We start from the raw sequence: 16,579 nt of genomic DNA, 5'->3' as shown, positions 1-16,579 counted from the left end.
CGGGTACGCATCCGGGTTCGGCCCGTGGTCAGTCTTCGTGGCCCAGTTGCAGGTCCCGTTCGGTGCGGCCGCCCCCGGCGACCTGGAGCACGGTGGCGACCGGCGGATAGCCGGCGGCGATGACGGTGTACTCGCCGGACGACAGGTCGACGAACCGGAAGGTCCCGTCCGGCCCGGTGGTGAGGGTGTCGACCACGTTGCCCGCCGCGTCCAGCAGGGTCACGCGCGCGTCCTCCACGGCCCGCCCGCCACCGGCCCGCACGGTGCCGCGCAGCACGGCGCCGCCGGCCAGTTCGACGTCCTGACGGGTCTCCCGGGCGGCCTGGACGGTGACGGGGAGCGCGGCCGGGCGGAACGCGGGCGCACTCGCGGCGAGGGTGTACTCACCGGCCACCAGCTCGGTGATCTCGTAGCCGCCCTCCCGGCCGCTGCGGGTGGTGGCGACGACCTCGCCGTGGACGTTGGTCAGGGTCACGATGGCGTCCCGTACGGGCGAGCCGTCGGCGGTGAGCACACAGCCGGCGAGGCGGCCCGCGCCCCCGAGGACGACGTCGAGCTCGACGGGCCGCTCGCCGACGGTCACCGAGACCGCCTGCGGCTGGTGCCCGCCCGCGGCGGCGATCAGGACGTACGACCCCGAACCGGGGGTGGCCAGCGCGTACCGTCCGTCGGCGCCGCTCGCGCCCCGCCCGATCTGCTGCCCGGCGACGTCGATGAGGGTGAGCGCGGCGCGCGGTACCACGGTCCCGTCCGGATGCTGGACGGTGCCGCAGACGGCGATGCCCGCGGTGTGCGGCGACCGGGCTTGCGGCACGGGCGCCGTCATGTGCGGTGTTTCCGCTGTCGGGTCGGCGGTGGGGGCGTAGTGGGACACCAGGGGTTTCTCCTTGAGGAAGAAGGTGATGAGCAGGCCGAGGACGAGCACCGGCACCAGGTAGAGGAAGATGCGCGGCATGGCGTCGGCGTAGGCCTGGATGTAGAGGTCGCGCAGTGCGGGCGGCAGCGCGTGCACGAGCTGCGGGGTGATCGACCCTGCGTCGGGCAGCCCCGCGCCCTCCCCCGCCGGGAGCCGTTCGGCGAGCGCGTCGGTGAGCCGGCCGGCGAAGAGGGTACCGAAGACCGCGGCGCCGACGCTGCCGCCGATCTGCCGGAAGTAGTTGTTGGCGCTGGTGGCGGTGCCGAGGTCGCCGGGGCGCACGGAGTTCTGCACGGCGAGGACCAGTACGGGCATCACCATGCCGATTCCGGCGCCGAGGACGGCCATCCAGATGCTGTAGTGCAACCGGGGCGTGCCGGGTTCGAGGCGGGACAGCAGCCACATGCCGGCGATGGCGAGGACGGCGCCGAGCAGGGGGTGACGCCGGTAGCGGCCGGTGCGGCTGATGAGCTGCCCCGAGACGATGGAGGCGCCGACGATGCCGGCCATCATGGGCAGCATCAGCAGGCCCGACTCGGTGGCCGTGGCACCGTCGACCATCTGCAGGTACGTCGGCAGGTAGCTGGCCGCGCCGAACAGTGCGACGCCGATCACCAGCCCCACCAGGGCGGTGACGTTGAAGACGGAGTCCCTGAACAGCCGGAGCGGGATGAGGGGTTCGGCGGCGAAGCGCTCGACGACGAGGAAGAGCACGGTGGCCGCAGCGCCGCCCGCACCGAGGCCGAGGACGACGCGCGAGTCCCAGGCGTACTCGGTTCCGCCCCAACTGGTCAGCAGCACCAGGCAGGTGGAGGCCGCGGCCAGCAGCAGGGCGCCGAGGACGTCCAGACGGGGTCTGGCGGAGGGCTTGGGGAGTTTCAGCACCAGGGCGACGACGACCAGGGTCAGGAGGCCGAAGGGCACGTTGAAGTAGAAACACCAGCGCCATGACAGACGGTCGGTGAAGTAGCCGCCGAGCAGCGGCCCGGCGACCGAGGCGAGGCCGAAGGCGGCACCGATCAGGCCCATGAACCGGCCGCGTTCCCGTGCGGGCACGATGTCCGCGATGATCGTCTGGACGCCGATCACCAGTCCGCCCGCGCCGACGCCCTGCACCGCGCGGTAGGCGATCAGCTGGTCCATGGTCTGCGCCCGGCCCGCGAGCGCGGAGCCGACGACGAAGACGACGATCGCGAACTGGAAGACGCCCTTGCGGCCGAACAGGTCGCCGAGTTTGCCGTAGATCGGCAGTCCGATGGTGGCGGTGAGCAGATAGGCGGTGATCGCCCAGGACATCCGGTCCAGGCCGTGCAGTTCGCCGACGATCTTCGGCAGGGCGGTGGCGACGATCATCTGCTCGAGGGCGGCGAGCAGCAACGCCAGCATCAGTGCGAAGAACACCAGCCGCACCCTGCGCCGGCTCAACGCCGGGCCCGCCGGCCCCTGATGGGGCTCCGCCCCGAGTTCCGCTTCGTACTCCGGGCCGTAATCCGCGCCGTGCTCCGGGACCGCCTCCGGACCCGGTCCGTGGGCCCGTTCCGGAGGCGGACGCTCGGCCGACGGGGCCGCCGCCGCGACCGGTTCGTCCTGCGTCAGAGTGATCCCGCCGGTGCCGCCCACGTGCCGCTCCCCTCGTCGCGCTGCCACACGATTCCCGCGTAAAAGCGACAACTACGAGCAAGCGCGACGAGTTACGGCATACGGAAGGCCGGTGCGGAGATCACTCGAACCGGTGAGGAGAGCCGCCCAGGGGCCAACCTCCCCTCGTCACCGACCTCTTGAAGTGACGGCTACTTCTCGACCTCGGCGGCCAGCTTGGCGAGCAGTGCGTCGTAGATGCGTCCGAGCCCCTTGGGCGCGAAGGTCCTCTCGAAGAAGCCGCCGATGCCGCCCGCGCCCGTCCAGGTGGTGGTCACGACGACCCGGGACCTGCCCTCCCCGGCCGGGGTGACGCGCCAGACGGTGACCATGGAGGAGTTGCGGTCCTTCTCGACCAGTTCGCCGTCGCTCGGCTCGGTGACCTCCAGGAGGCAGTCACGGACGCGCTTGCTGGTGGCCTGGAGCTTCCAGTGGACGAGGCTGCCCTCCCCGTCGCCACCCTCCCGGACCTCGTACTCGCTGAACTGCTCGGGCAGCAGCCTCGCGCGCGTGCCGCTGTAGTCGGCGATGGCGTCGAACACCGTCTCCGCGTCCGCCGCGACGATCCGCTCCGTAGTGGCCTCGACCTGCGCCATCGATTTCCTCCAGGACATGAGTTCTCAGGGTGCTCAAGGGGTCGGCACAAGCCAATCACCCCCTCACCCGGCCCCTCAAATCGGGAGTCCGGAACTGATCGGGAGGGTGACCGAAGATGTCGTTCACACGATCAAGGGAACACTTGTTCTATTCTGTGGACCAGTGCTACCGAGGAGGTGTCATGCGCTGGGAGAACCTCACACCGGGCTCCGAACACAGCCGGGCCGACGCCGCGCTGTTCGGCGCGGAGGCGGTGACCACCCGTACCTTCGACACACCGGAGTTCGCCGGAATCACGTTCCACGAGATCCGCGCCCGCTCGGTCCTCAACCGGGTGCCCGGGGCCTCCCGCATGCCCTTCGAGTGGACCGTGAATCCCTACCGGGGCTGCACACACGCCTGCGTGTACTGCTTCGCGCGCAAGTCGCACAGCTATCTGGACCTCGACACGGGCATCGGCTTCGACAGCCAGATCGTGGTGAAGGTGAACGCGCCCGACGTGCTGCGCCGTCAGCTCGCCGCCCGGCGCTGGCAGGGCGAGCACATAGCGATGGGCACGAACGTCGACTGTTACCAGCGCGCGGAGGGCCGTTACCGGCTGATGCCGGGCATCCTCGCCGCGCTGCGGGACCACGCGAACCCCTTCTCGATCCTCACCAAGGGCACGCTGATCCTGCGCGACCTGGAGCTGCTGCGACAGGCGGCCCGGGTCACCGACATCGGCGTCTCGGTCTCCGTGGGCTTCACCGACACCGGGCTGTGGCGCACGGTGGAGCCGGGCACGCCTGCACCGGAACGCAGGCTGGAGGTCGTGCGGACGCTCGCCGCGCACGGCATCGGCTGCGGGGTCCTGATGGCGCCGGTGATCCCGTTCCTGGGCGACCGCCCGGAGCAACTGCGGGCCACCGTGCGGGCGATCGCCGCGGCGGGCGCCACCTCCGTCACGCCGCTGGTGCTGCATCTGCGGCCGGGCGCCCGCGAGTGGTTCATGTCCTGGCTCGGGCGGCACCACCCGTACCTGGTGAGCCGGTACGAGCGGCTGTACGCGGAGGGCGCCTACGCCCCGAAGTGGTACCAGCGCCGGGTCACCCGTCAGGTGCACGACCTGGCCCGGGAGTACGGCATCGGCCCCACGCGCGCGGAGCTGCCCCACCGCGTCGGTCCCACCGGGGCGGCCGGGCCGCCGCTCTCCGGGTCTCCCGGGTCCGGCCCGACCCAACTCTCGCTCCTTTAGGAGCGTTCGAGGGCATCGGGCAACCCGATCGGGTCAAGAGTCGGTAGAACGCGTTCATCCGGGAGCGCGTTCCGGGACGATGCCGCGTGGACCGTGAGTCCCGCGGTTCACCGACCCTCCGCCCTGGGAGGCCCCATGAGGAAACGCGCAGCAGTGCTGTGCAGTGCCGCCGCCGTCATGGCCGGGAGTCTGACGGCCCTGCCCGCCGAAGCGGTCGCACCGAGCGGCGCCGACGCGTTCCGCGCGGCGAAGCCGGTGTGGAAGGAGTGCGGCACCAAGAGCCATCCGACGCTGCAGTGCGCGTCCGTCGAGGTGCCGCTCGACCACGCCCGTCCCGACGGGCGAAGGATCACGCTCGCGTTGTCCCGCGTACCGCACACCGCGAAGACGTACCAGGGTCCTCTCCTGGTGAACCCGGGCGGCCCCGGCGGCAGCGGGCTGACGCTCGCCGGGTTCGTCGCGGCCTCGCTGCCGAAGGAGGTGGCCGCCCAGTACGACGTGATCGGCTTCGACCCGCGCGGTGTGGGCGCGAGCAAGCCCGCACTGGACTGCGCGCCGGGCCAGTTCGCCCCGGTGCGGCCGGACCCGGTGCCGAGCACACCCGCGGTGGAGCTGGCCAACCTCGAGCGCGTGAAGTCGTTCGCCGACGCCTGCGGCAAGAAGTACGCGGACCTGCTGCCGCACGTGAACACGACCAGCGCGGTCCGCGACATGGACGTGGTCCGTCAGGCGCTGGGCGCGAAGAAGCTCAGTTACCTCGGCTACTCCTACGGCACCTATCTGGGCGCCGTGTACGCCAAGCTGTTCCCGGAGCGGGTGCGGCGCCTGGTCCTGGACTCGATCGTCGACCCCACCGAGGTGTGGTACGACTCCAACCTGGACCAGGACCGCGCCTTCGACGAGCGCCACCGCGCCCTCATGGGCTGGATCGCCGAGCACGACGCCACGTACGGACTCGGCACCGACGCGAAGAAGATCGAGGCCAAGTGGTACGCGATGCGCGCGGCCCTGGCCGAGAAGCCCGCCGACGGCAAGGTGGGCGCCGCGGAGCTGGAGGACACCTTCCTCCCGGGCGGCTACTACAACGGCTACTGGCCCTACCTGGCGGAGGCGTTCGCGGCGTATGTGAACGACGCCGACGCCGGGCCGCTGATCCAGGCGTACGAGGACTTCGGCGCGGTCGACGCCGCCGGCGACAACGGCTACAGCGTCTACACGGCGGTCGAGTGCCGGGACGCGTCCTGGCCACGGGACTGGCGGCAGTGGCGCAAGGACAACTGGGAGGTGCACGAGGAGGCGCCGTTCATGGCCTGGAACAACGCCTGGTACAACGCACCGTGCGCGTTCTGGCCGACCCGGTCGCTGCGGCCGGTGAACATCGCCAACGGGAAGCTGCCGCCGGCGCTGCTGTTCCAGGCCACCGACGACGCGGCCACCCCGTACCGGGGCGGTGTGACGGTCCACCGGCTGCTCGCCCGCTCCAGCCTGGTGGTCGAGGAGGGCGGCGGCAACCACGGCATCACGCTGAGCGGCAACGCCTGCCTCGACGGGCATCTGGCGGCGTATCTGGCCGACGGGACCGTGCCACGCGGTCACGGTCGGGCCGACGCGGTGTGCGACGCCCTGCCCGATCCGACGCCGCGGACGTCGAAGGCGACGCCGGGCACGGCACGCGGATCGACCCTGCACGGCCTGCTCGGCTTCCGCAGCTGAGCATCCGACGGGCCGACCGACCGGGCCGTGCCGACGTCGGCGCCCTCGGTCGGCCCCGCTACCTCTGGCCGGGAACGCGCGGGCCGGGTGCCCGGCGCTGCCGGGGGATCCGGGCCAGGGCGTGGACCGCCGCCTCGGCCAGCGCCGGGTGGGCGAGCGCCTCGTTCAGGACGGGTTCGGCGCGGGCGTCGCCGAGTTCGCCCAGCCCCTCCACACACGCGAGGGCGACCCGGCGGTACGGGTCGTGGGGGCGCAGCCTGCGCCGCAGGGTGGTGATCAGGGCGGGCACCGCCTCCGGGGCGCGCAGTTCGACCAGCAGGCGTACCGGGTGCAGGGCGTAGGCGACACGGAGTTCGTTGGTGGCGAGCGCGGCGGCGGCGCGGGCGGTGCGCGGGTCGCCGAGCCGGGCCAGCGCGTACGCGGCGCCGGCGCAGCGCGGGGGGTCGCGGTGGTTGAGGAGGAGCACCAGGGACTCGAAGGCCCGCCGGTCCCCCGCCAGCCCCAGCCGGAAGGCGGCCAGTTCCCTGGCCCACAGCGGCTGCCCGGGTTCGGTGAGCACGGCGGCCAGGGCATCGGGGTCCTCGATCGCCAGGAGCCGGTCGAGGGCCGCCGGGCCGGATGCCTCGGCCCGTAAGCGCTCCGTGAGCGAACGCAACTCTTCGTCCATGCACCAGAGGTTAGGGGCCCGGGGAGTTGATCGGGACGTACATCACAAACACCGGGGGCTGGCGCGCTCATTACCCGCAAGTTAAGCTCAGAGGAGCGAGTGACCCACTCGTGTTATCTGTTTCTCCTCACGGTGGTCTGGTGACGCGGCCACGGTGAGTGCAGTCGGTTCGGTACTCGTGTACCGCAGTACGGCTCGGCCCCGGGACAGGGCCGGTCGGACCGCCGTTTCCGGGCGTGCACGCGCCCGCCGCGACGGCACCGGGCGTGTGCGCTCGCAGCCCGGCATCACCCGCACTCCGCTCGCACCCCGTGCGCCCTCGGCGCATCCGGGCGCGGTTTCCGTCGTCACCCTCATTCCTGGAGTCCCTCGATGGCCACTCCCCTGTCCCCCCAGTCCGGCGCTCCCGCGTCCCCGTTCAGGACCATCGCCGTCGTCGGCCTCGGCACCATGGGCACCGGCATCGCCGAGGTCCTGGCCAAGGCCGGCCGCGAGGTCGTCGGCGTCGACATCAGTGCGGCCCAGGCCGCGCGGTGCGTCGCCACCCTGGAGTCCTCGACCGCCCGCGCCGTGGAGCGCGGACGACTTACCGCGCAGGAGCGCACGGACCTCCTCGCCCGCGTGACCACCTCGACCGATCTCACGGCGGCGGCCGACGCCGACCTGGTGATCGAGGTGGCGCCGGAGTCGTACGGGATCAAGCAGCAGATCTTCCGTGAACTCGACGCCGTCGTGCGACCGGAGACGATCCTGGCGACCGGCACCAACGCCCTGTCGGTCACCCGCCTCGCCGCCGAATCGGCCCGCCCCGAGCGCGTGCTGGGTCTGCACTTCTTCAACCCCGCCCCGGCGATGAAGCTGGTGGAGGTCGTCTCCTCGGTGCTGACCGCGCCGGAGGCCGTCACCGCGGTCACCGACCTCGCCCTGGACCTGGGCAAGGAGCCCGTCGCGGTGGGCGACCGGCCCGGATTCCTCGCCGACGGGCTGCTGTTCGGCTACCTCAACCAGGCCGCCACGATGTACGAGGCGCACTACGCCTCCCGCGAGGACATCGACGCGGCGATGCGGCTGGGCTGCGGTCTGCCCATGGGTCCGCTGGCGCTGCTCGACCTGATCGGTGTGGACACCGCGCGTACGGTCCTGGAGGCCATGTACGCGGAGTCCCACGACCGGCTGCACGCACCGGCCCCGATCCTCAAGCAGCTGAGCGAGGCGGGGCTGACGGGCCGCAAGGCCGGGCGTGGTTTCTACACGTACGAGGAACCGGGCAGCGCCGTCGTCGTGCGGGACGCGCTGACCCCCTTGGCGGGCGGTTCCCCCGTCGCGGGCCGGCCGGTCCGCTCGGTGGGGGTGGCGGGTTCGGGCACCATGGCCTCCGGTATCGCCGAGGTGTTCGCGAAGGCCGGCTACGAGGTGGTCCTGGCCGCCCGCAGCGACGAGAAGGCACAGGCTGCCAAGGCGCGTATCGGCAAGTCCCTGGCGCGCTCCGTCGACAAGGGGCGGATGACCGCCGAGGCCGCCGCCCGGACCCTCGAGCGCGTCCGGCCGACGGGCACCTACGACGACTTCGCCGACGTGGACCTGGCGGTCGAGGCGGTCGCCGAGGAACTGGAGGTCAAGCAGCAGCTGTTCGCCGCGCTGGACAAGGTCTGCAAGCCGGGCGCGGTGCTCGCCACCACCACCTCGTCCCTGCCCGTGATCGCCTGCGCCCGTGCCACCTCGCGTCCGCAGGACGTGATCGGCATGCACTTCTTCAACCCGGCGCCGGCCATGAAGCTGGTCGAGGTGGTCCGCACGGTGCTGACCGCCGACGACGTCCACGCGACGGTGCGCGAGGTCTGCCGGGCGATCCGCAAGCACGCCGTGGACTGCGGTGACCGGGCCGGGTTCATCGTCAACGCGCTGCTGTTCCCGTACCTCAACAACGCGGTCAAGATGGTGCAGGAGCACTACGCCTCCCTCGACGACATCGACGCCGCGATGAAGCTGGGTGGCGGCTACCCGATGGGCCCCTTCGAGCTGCTGGACGTCGTCGGGCTGGACGTCTCGCTCGCGATCGAGAAGGTCCTGCACCGCGAGTTCCGCGACCCGGGGCTCGCCCCGGCACCGCTGCTGGAGCACCTGGTGGCCGCGGGCTGCCTCGGCCGCAAGACCGGCCGTGGCTTCCGCGAATATGTCAAGCGCTGAGCAGCACCGCCTGGACGACTGGTTCCGCGGCGCCGCCCAGTGGGGCGGGCTGCTGGATCCCGGCCGGTTCGCGCAGCCCACGGGCCGCACGGCTTCCCCGCCCCCGGAAGGCGGGGGAGCCGCCGGTCCCGCGCGCCGAGCCGCGCGCATGCAGTACGTTCGGGGCATGTCCCAGCCCGCCAAGTCCGCCCGTACACCAGCCACGACCGAGCCGCCGGAGCGTTCCACCGGCAGTCGCGCAGCCGCCCAGCGGCTCAAGATGCGCCGGGAACTGGCGGCCGCCGCGATGGAACTGTTCGCGACCAAGGGGTACGAGGCCACCACCGTCGACGAGATCGCGGCCGCGGCCGGGGTCGCCCGCCGCACCTTCTTCCGGCACTTCCGCTCCAAGGAAGAGGCGATCTTCCCGGATCACGACGACACCCTGGTGCGCGCCGAGGCGGTGCTCAACGCCGCGCCGCCGCACGAGCATCCGCTCGACACGGTGTGCCGCGGCATCAAGGAGGTCATGCGGATGTACGCGGCGCGGCCGGAGATCTCGGTCGCCCGCTACCGGTTGACGCGCGAGGTGCCCACGCTGCGTGAGGCGGAGATCGCCTCGGTGGCCCGCTACGAGCGCCTCTTCACCCGTTATCTGCTCGGCCACTTCGACGAGCACGCGAACGACGAGGACACGGGCGACGAGCCGCTGCTGGCGGAGGTCGCGGCGTCCGCCGTGGTCACCGCGCACAACCACGTGCTCCGGCGCTGGCTCAGGGCGGACGGCCAGGGCGATGTGGAGGCGGAGCTCGACCACGCCTTCTCGATCGTCCGCAGGACCTTCGGGAGCGGGATCATGGCGGGCCGCCGCGCCGCGCCCCCGAGGCCGCCCGCCGCGTCGGTGTCCGACCGGGGTGAGGTGCTGGTGACGGTCGCCCGCACCGACGCCCCGCTCGACGAGGTGATGCGGACCATCGAACAAGCCCTCAAAGAGCGCTGAAAGAGCGCTGAGAGAACCCTGGCGCACGCTGAGCGCCCCTCTCACCACTGTGACGACGGCCACCCCCCGGGGTGGCCGTTTTGCCATGTCAGAGTCCCTTTTGGCGCCCCCTCCAGACACCGTTCGATCGATCATCGCTCATTTGTCACGTAAAGATTTCATCTGAGACCAATTCCTGGCACCCAGTGCCTTGCGGACTGTCACGCCGTGCCATACGTTGAAGGAGTCCGGGCGGCCGGCGCGCAGAGACCATTCGTGCGCCGGCTGTCCCAGCAAGCCTCTCCGGCCTGCCTGCCCGGACGCCTGCGTCACAGGCACCTCCCGCGCCACAAAGCGCTGCAGAAGCACCACCCCCGCCGAACCGACGGCATCCCCTCAAACCCTCAGCAGCACCGACGTAACCCTCAGCGCCCCTCCCTCCTCAGGGCCGCTCATCGCCGGAGGCAACACCGTGACCGTCAAGGACATCCTGGCCGCGATCCAGTCGCCCGACTCCACGTCGGAGGACTTCGCCGCCCTGCCGCTGCCCGAGTCGTACCGTGCGATCACCGTGCACAAGGACGAGACGGAGATGTTCTCCGGACTCGCCACCCGCGACAAGGACCCCCGCAAGTCGATCCACCTCGACGACGTGCCCGTGCCCGAACTCGGCCCGGGCGAGGCCCTGGTGGCCGTCATGGCCTCCTCGGTCAACTACAACTCGGTGTGGACCTCGATCTTCGAGCCGCTGTCGACGTTCGGCTTCCTGGAGCGCTACGGCAAGGTCAGCGAGCTCACCAAGCGTCACGACCTGCCGTACCACGTCATCGGCTCCGACCTCGCGGGCGTCGTCCTGCGCACCGGGCCCGGCGTCAACGCCTGGCAGCCCGGCGACGAGGTCGTCGCGCACTGCCTCTCCGTCGAGCTGGAGTCCTCCGACGGGCACAACGACACGATGCTCGACCCCGAGCAGCGCATCTGGGGCTTCGAGACCAACTTCGGCGGCCTCGCGGAGATCGCCCTGGTCAAGTCCAACCAGCTGATGCCCAAGCCGGGCCACCTCAGCTGGGAGGAGGCCGCCGCCCCGGGCCTGGTCAACTCCACCGCCTACCGCCAGCTGGTCTCCCGCAACGGCGCCCAGATGAAGCAGGGCGACAACGTGCTGATCTGGGGCGCGAGCGGCGGCCTGGGCTCGTACGCCACCCAGTTCGCACTGGCCGGCGGCGCCACCCCGATCTGCGTGGTCTCCAGCGAGCAGAAGGCCGAGATCTGCCGGAGGATGGGCGCCGAGCTGATCATCGACCGCAGCGCCGAGGACTACAAGTTCTGGGCGGACGAGCACACCCAGGACCCGCGCGAGTGGAAGCGCCTCGGCAAGCGTATCCGCGAACTCACCGGCGGCGAGGACGTCGACATCGTCTTCGAGCACCCGGGCCGCGAGACCTTCGGCGCCTCCGTGTACGTCACGCGCAAGGGCGGCACCATCGTCACCTGCGCGTCGACCTCCGGGTACGACCACCAGTACGACAACCGCTACCTGTGGATGTCGCTGAAGCGGATCATCGGCTCCCACTTCGCCAACTACCGCGAGGCCTGGGAGGCCAACCGCCTCATCGCCAAGGGCAAGATCCACCCGACGCTCTCCAAGGTGTACTCCCTCGAGGACACCGGCCAGGCCGCGTACGACGTCCACCGCAACCTCCACCAGGGCAAGGTCGGCGTGCTGTGCCTGGCCCCCCAGGAGGGCCTGGGCGTGCGCGACGAGGAGATGCGCGCGCAGCACGTCGACGCCATCAACCGCTTCCGGAACATCTGAGGGCTGCCGGATGACTGAGCGTCAGACCGCGCCGCAGGCGCGAAGGGAACGGGACCGGCCGTGGCTCATGCGCACGTACGCCGGTCACTCCACGGCCGAGGCGTCCAACGAGCTGTACCGGCGCAACCTCGCCAAGGGCCAGACGGGTCTGTCGGTCGCCTTCGACCTGCCGACCCAGACCGGGTACGACTCCGACCACGTCCTCGCCCGCGGCGAGGTCGGCCGGGTCGGCGTGCCGGTCGCGCACCTCGGTGACATGCGCAGGCTGTTCCAGGACATCCCCCTGGAGCAGATGAACACCTCGATGACGATCAACGCCACGGCCATGTGGCTGCTGGCGCTCTACCAGGTCGTCGCGGAGGAGCAGGGTGCGGACGTCACCGAGCTCCAGGGCACGACCCAGAACGACATCGTCAAGGAGTACCTGTCCCGGGGGACACACGTCTTCCCTCCGGGGCCGTCGCTCCGCCTGACGACGGACATGATCGCGTACACGGTCTCCCACCTCCCCAAGTGGAACCCGATCAACATCTGCAGCTACCACCTGCAGGAGGCGGGCGCCACGCCGGTGCAGGAGATCGCGTACGCGATGTCCACCGCGATCGCCGTGCTGGACGCGGTGCGCGACAGCGGCCAGGTGCCGCAGGAACGCATGGGCGACGTCGTCGGCCGCATCTCCTTCTTCGTGAACGCGGGCGTCCGCTTCGTCGAGGAGATGTGCAAGATGCGCGCCTTCGGCCGGATCTGGGACCGCATCACCCGCGAGCGGTACGGCATCGAGAACCCCAAGCACCGCCGCTTCCGCTACGGCGTCCAGGTCAACTCCCTGGGCCTGACCGAGGCCCAGCCGGAGAACAACGTCCAGCGGATCGTGCTGGAGATGCTGGCGGTCACCCTCTCCAAGGACGCCCGCGCGCGTGCCGTGCAGCTGCCGGCCTGGAACGAGGCGCTGGGCCTGCCCCGGCCCTGGGACCAGCAGTGGTCGCTGCGCATCCAGCAGGTGCTGGCGCACGAGAGCGACCTGCTGGAGTACGAGGACATCTTCGAGGGCTCGAAGGTGATCGAGGCGAAGGTCGACGAGCTGGTCCAGTCGGCGTTCGCGGAGATAGAGCGCATCCAGGAGATGGGCGGCGCGATGGCCGCCGTCGAGTCCGGCTACCTGAAGTCGCAGCTGGTCGCCTCGCACGCCGAGCGCCGGGCCCGGATCGAGTCGGGCCAGGAGAAGATCATCGGTGTCAACGCCTTCGAGGGAACCGAGCCGAACCCGCTGACCGCCGACCTGGACACCGCGATCCAGACGGTCGACCCGGCGGTGGAGGCGCGCGTCATCGCCGCGCTGCAGAACTGGCGCGACACCCGCTACCAGCCGCCCTTCAACCACCCGCGCCCCTGCAAGGCGCTGGAGAGGCTGAAGGAGGCCGCACGCGGCACCGAGAACCTCATGGAGGCCACCCTGGAGTGCGCCCGCGCCGGCGCCACGACCGGCGAGTGGGCCGGGGCCCTGCGCGAGGTGTTCGGCGAGTTCCGCGCGCCGACCGGCGTCTCGTCGGCGCCGGTCGCGGTCGCCGCCGAGGAGGGCTCGGCCCTGTCCGAGGTGCGCCGCAAGGTGGACCTGACGGCCGAGGACCTGGGCGTCGGCAAGCTGCGGTTCCTGGTCGGCAAGCCCGGCCTGGACGGCCACTCCAACGGCGCCGAGCAGATCGCCGTGCGGGCCCGCGACGCCGGGTTCGAGGTGGTCTACCAGGGCATCCGGCTCACCCCGGAGCAGATCGTGGACGCCGCCCTCGCCGAGGACGTGCACGCGGTGGGCCTGTCCATCCTGTCCGGCTCGCACGCCCAGCTGGTGCCGGACGTGCTGGAACGCCTCCGTGTGGCCGGTGCCACAGATATACCGGTGATCGCTGGTGGCATCATCCCGAACGGTGACGCCGAAGAACTGCGGGCCGCGGGAGTCGCCGCGGTCTTCACCCCGAAGGACTTCGACATCACCGGCATCATCGGCCGGATCGTCGACGAGATCCGGAACGCGAACAAGCTCGACCCCCTGGAGGTCCCCGCATGACGACTGTCGATCGCCTTCGTCCCCGCCGCTCGTGTCTCGCGGTACCGGGCTCGAACCCGCGCTTCCTGGAGAAGGCCCAGGGCCTGGCCGCCGACCAGGTCTTCCTGGACCTGGAGGACGCCTGCGCGCCGCTGGCCAAGCCCGAGGCGCGGCACACCATCGTCAAGTTCCTCAACGAGGGCGACTGGACCGGCAAGACCCGCGTCGTGCGCGTCAACGACTGGACGACCGAGTGGACCTACCGCGACGTCGTGACGGTCGTCGAGGGCGCCGGGGCGAACCTGGACTGCATCATGCTGCCGAAGGTCCAGGACGCGCAGCAGGTCGTGGCCCTGGACCTGCTGCTGACCCAGATCGAGAAGACGATGGGCTTCGAGGTCGGCCGCATCGGCATCGAGGCGCAGATCGAGAACGCCCAGGGCCTGAACAACGTCAACGAGATCGCGCAGGCGTCCCCGCGCGTGGAGACGATCATCTTCGGCCCGGCCGACTTCATGGCGTCGATCAACATGAAGTCGCTGGTCGTGGGCGAGCAGCCGCCCGGCTACCCGGCGGACGCCTACCACTACATCCTGATGAAGATCCTGATGGCCGCCCGCGCCAACAACCTCCAGGCGATCGACGGCCCCTACCTGCAGATCCGCAACGTGGACGGCTACCGCGAGGTCGCCCGGCGCGCCGCCGCCCTCGGCTTCGACGGCAAGTGGGTGCTGCACCCGGGGCAGGTCGAGGCCTCGAACGAGATCTTCTCGCCCTCCCAGGAGGACTACGACCACGCCGAGCTGATCCTGGACGCGTACGACTACTACACGTCCGAGGCGGGCGGCAAGAAGGGCTCCGCGATGCTCGGCGACGAGATGATCGACGAGGCCAGCCGCAAGATGGCCCTGGTCATCTCCGGCAAGGGCCGTGCCGCCGGCATGCGGCGCACCAGCAAGTTCGAGATCCCGGAGGGCTGAGCGGCATGCAGTTCGGACGCACCTTTGAGGAGTTCGAGGTCGGGGCGGTGTACAAGCACTGGCCGGGCAAGACGGTCACCGAGTACGACGACCACCTGTTCTGCCTGCTCACCATGAACCACCACCCGCTCCACCTGGACAGCCACTACGCCGAGCAGACCACGGACTTCGGCAAGAACGTGGTGGTGGGCAACTACATCTACTCGCTGCTGCTCGGCATGTCCGTCCCGGACGTCTCCGGCAAGGCGATCGCCAACCTGGAGATCGAGTCGCTCAAGCACGTGGCGCCGACCTTCCACGGCGACACGATCTACGGCGAGACGACCGTGCTCGACAAGTGGCCGTCGAAGTCGAAGAACGACCGGGGCATCGTGCACGTCGAGACCAGGGGTTACAAGCAGGACGGCACCCTCGTCTGCGTCTTCCGCCGCAAGGTGATGGTGCCGACCGAGACGTACATCAAGGAGCGCGGCGGCGAGCAGCCCGGTCGCCCCGAGCTGAAGGAACAGGGGAAGTAGATGAGCCGTCTCGCCCAGACCCACGGCCTCACGGACATCCAGCAGGAGATCCTCTCCACCGTCCGCGACTTCGTGGACAAGGAGATCATCCCGGTCGCGACCGAGCTGGAACACCGCGACGAGTACCCGCAGCAGATCGTCGACGGCCTGAAGGAACTCGGCCTGTTCGGACTGATGATCCCCGAGGAGTACGGGGGTCTGGGCGAGTCGCTGCTGACCTACGCGCTGTGCGTGGAGGAGATCGCCCGCGGCTGGATGTCGGTGTCCGGCATCATCAACACGCACTTCATCGTGGCGTACATGCTCAAGCAGCACGGCACGCAGGAGCAGAGGGACCACTTCCTGCCGCGCATGGCGGCCGGCGACATCCGCGGCGCGTTCTCCATGTCGGAGCCGGCCCTGGGCTCGGACGTGTCGGCGATCACCTCGAAGGCGGTCAAGGACGGCGAGGAGTACGTCCTGACCGGCCAGAAGATGTGGCTGACCAACGGCGGTACGTCGTCCCTGGTGGCCGTTCTGGTCCGCAGTGACGAAGGACACCCCGAGGGCACGGCGCCCCACAAGTCGATGACGACCTTCCTGGTGGAGAAGGAGCCCGGCTTCGGCGAGGTCCGCCCCGGTCTCACCATCCCCGGCAAGATCGACAAGATGGGCTACAAGGGGGTCGACACCACCGAGCTCATCATGGACGGCCTGCGGATTCCGGCGGACCGGGTGCTCGGCGGGGTCACCGGCCGCGGTTTTTACCAAATGATGGACGGCGTGGAGGTCGGCCGCGTCAATGTGGCCGCGCGTGGCTGCGGCGTCGCCCAGCGTGCCTTCGAACTCGGTGTCCGGTACGCCCAGCAGCGTCACACTTTCGGCAAGCAGATCGCCCACCACCAGGCCATTCAGTTCAAGCTCGCGGAGATGGCCACCAAGGTGGAGGCCGCGCATGCGATGATGGTGAACGCCGCACGCAAAAAGGACTCCGGCGAACGAAACGACCTGGAAGCGGGGATGGCCAAGTACCTCGCGTCCGAGTACTGCAAGGAGGTCGTCGAGGACGCCTTCCGGATCCACGGCGGGTACGGCTTCTCCAAGGAGTACGAGATCGAGCGCCTCTACCGGGAGGCCCCGATGCTGCTGATCGGAGAGGGCACCGCCGAGATCCAGAAAATGATCATCGGCCGTCGACTGCTCGAAGAGTATCGATTCCAGGGCTGAATGTCCGGATACGGGGTGTTTTCTTGGAATAGTGGATCACACCCCGTCAACACTCTCCGGCCTTCGACTCGACTGCCTGGCTTACCCAGTTGTCACCTGGAGCCGCTA

Annotated in this window: 12 protein-coding genes; 9 read left to right on the top strand and 3 right to left on the bottom strand. The window is 70.3% G+C overall.

The genetic code is table 11. The features are described 5' to 3' along the window. Positions 1-28 precede the first annotated feature (28 nt). A complete protein-coding gene (locus tag DIZ27_RS00770; RefSeq protein WP_258308169.1) occupies positions 29-2,536 on the bottom strand; it encodes an MFS transporter in 2,508 nt (835 codons plus the stop codon). 170 nt (positions 2,537-2,706) lie between these two features. Continuing rightward, the gene (locus DIZ27_RS00765) at positions 2,707-3,150 is read right to left on the bottom strand and encodes an SRPBCC family protein (RefSeq protein ID WP_109376293.1); all 444 of its coding nucleotides are present in this window, start codon (positions 3,148-3,150) and stop codon (positions 2,707-2,709) included. A 182-nt stretch (positions 3,151-3,332) separates the two neighbouring features. Here DIZ27_RS00765 and DIZ27_RS00760 point away from each other — a divergent pair, with 182 nt between their 5' ends. Both DIZ27_RS00760 and DIZ27_RS00755 read left to right on the top strand, forming a co-directional pair. Beyond that, positions 3,333-4,385, top strand: coding sequence for an Rv2578c family radical SAM protein (locus DIZ27_RS00760; RefSeq protein WP_109376292.1), 1,053 nt, complete (start codon positions 3,333-3,335; stop codon positions 4,383-4,385). Positions 4,386-4,520: 135 nt separating this feature from the next. Beyond that, positions 4,521-6,098, top strand: a complete 1,578-nt coding sequence (locus DIZ27_RS00755; RefSeq protein WP_109376291.1) for an alpha/beta hydrolase — start codon at positions 4,521-4,523, stop codon at positions 6,096-6,098. A 58-nt stretch (positions 6,099-6,156) separates the two neighbouring features. Here the strand turns inward: DIZ27_RS00755 and DIZ27_RS00750 are convergent, their stop codons facing one another. Then, positions 6,157-6,765 (bottom strand): adenylosuccinate lyase, encoded by a 609-nt coding sequence (locus tag DIZ27_RS00750; RefSeq protein WP_109376290.1) that lies wholly within the window; start codon positions 6,763-6,765, stop codon positions 6,157-6,159. A gap of 372 nt (positions 6,766-7,137) precedes the next feature. Here DIZ27_RS00750 and DIZ27_RS00745 point away from each other — a divergent pair, with 372 nt between their 5' ends. From DIZ27_RS00745 to DIZ27_RS00715, 7 genes are all read left to right on the top strand, one after another. Further along, positions 7,138-8,952: a 3-hydroxyacyl-CoA dehydrogenase family protein gene (locus tag DIZ27_RS00745; RefSeq protein WP_109376289.1), complete on the top strand. Its 1,815-nt coding sequence runs from the start codon at positions 7,138-7,140 to the stop codon at positions 8,950-8,952. Between the two features lie 166 nt (positions 8,953-9,118). Beyond that, positions 9,119-9,931, top strand: coding sequence for a TetR family transcriptional regulator (locus tag DIZ27_RS00740; RefSeq protein ID WP_109376645.1), 813 nt, complete (start codon positions 9,119-9,121; stop codon positions 9,929-9,931). 451 nt (positions 9,932-10,382) lie between these two features. Further along, the gene (ccrA, locus tag DIZ27_RS00735) at positions 10,383-11,726 is read left to right on the top strand and encodes a crotonyl-CoA carboxylase/reductase (RefSeq protein WP_109376288.1); all 1,344 of its coding nucleotides are present in this window, start codon (positions 10,383-10,385) and stop codon (positions 11,724-11,726) included. Between the two features lie 10 nt (positions 11,727-11,736). Beyond that, positions 11,737-13,788 (top strand): protein meaA, encoded by a 2,052-nt coding sequence (locus tag DIZ27_RS00730; protein ID WP_109376287.1) that lies wholly within the window; start codon positions 11,737-11,739, stop codon positions 13,786-13,788. Continuing rightward, positions 13,785-14,747, top strand: a complete 963-nt coding sequence (locus tag DIZ27_RS00725; RefSeq protein WP_109376286.1) for a CoA ester lyase — start codon at positions 13,785-13,787, stop codon at positions 14,745-14,747. The genes DIZ27_RS00730 and DIZ27_RS00725 overlap by 4 nt, the downstream gene beginning before the upstream one ends. Before the next feature lie 5 nt (positions 14,748-14,752). Then, the gene (locus tag DIZ27_RS00720) at positions 14,753-15,265 is read left to right on the top strand and encodes a MaoC family dehydratase (protein ID WP_109376285.1); all 513 of its coding nucleotides are present in this window, start codon (positions 14,753-14,755) and stop codon (positions 15,263-15,265) included. Next, positions 15,266-16,471, top strand: coding sequence for an acyl-CoA dehydrogenase family protein (locus tag DIZ27_RS00715; protein ID WP_109376284.1), 1,206 nt, complete (start codon positions 15,266-15,268; stop codon positions 16,469-16,471). The last annotated feature ends 108 nt before the right edge of the window (positions 16,472-16,579 follow it).

The organism is Streptomyces sp. NWU339 (genome assembly GCF_003143855.1).
In the GTDB taxonomy this organism is placed as follows: Bacteria; Actinomycetota; Actinomycetes; order Streptomycetales; family Streptomycetaceae; genus Streptomyces.
Note: the sequence above shows the minus strand (reverse complement) of the source record. Positions and strands in the feature narration are given on the sequence as shown.

What these genes read in the sequence shown, in the direction of transcription:
- DIZ27_RS00715 (WP_109376284.1), top strand. Translation starts at nt 15,266, where the DNA reads ATGAGCCGTCTCGCCCAGACCCACGGCCTCACGGACATCCAGCAGGAG.
- DIZ27_RS00745 (WP_109376289.1), top strand. Translation starts at nt 7,138, where the DNA reads ATGGCCACTCCCCTGTCCCCCCAGTCCGGCGCTCCCGCGTCCCCGTTC.
- DIZ27_RS00755 (WP_109376291.1), top strand. Translation starts at nt 4,521, where the DNA reads ATGAGGAAACGCGCAGCAGTGCTGTGCAGTGCCGCCGCCGTCATGGCC.
- DIZ27_RS00725 (WP_109376286.1), top strand. Translation starts at nt 13,785, where the DNA reads ATGACGACTGTCGATCGCCTTCGTCCCCGCCGCTCGTGTCTCGCGGTA.
- DIZ27_RS00760 (WP_109376292.1), top strand. Translation starts at nt 3,333, where the DNA reads ATGCGCTGGGAGAACCTCACACCGGGCTCCGAACACAGCCGGGCCGAC.
- DIZ27_RS00740 (WP_109376645.1), top strand. Translation starts at nt 9,119, where the DNA reads ATGTCCCAGCCCGCCAAGTCCGCCCGTACACCAGCCACGACCGAGCCG.
- DIZ27_RS00720 (WP_109376285.1), top strand. Translation starts at nt 14,753, where the DNA reads ATGCAGTTCGGACGCACCTTTGAGGAGTTCGAGGTCGGGGCGGTGTAC.
- DIZ27_RS00750 (WP_109376290.1), bottom strand. Translation starts at nt 6,765, where the DNA reads ATGGACGAAGAGTTGCGTTCGCTCACGGAGCGCTTACGGGCCGAGGCA.
- DIZ27_RS00730 (WP_109376287.1), top strand. Translation starts at nt 11,737, where the DNA reads ATGACTGAGCGTCAGACCGCGCCGCAGGCGCGAAGGGAACGGGACCGG.
- DIZ27_RS00765 (WP_109376293.1), bottom strand. Translation starts at nt 3,150, where the DNA reads ATGGCGCAGGTCGAGGCCACTACGGAGCGGATCGTCGCGGCGGACGCG.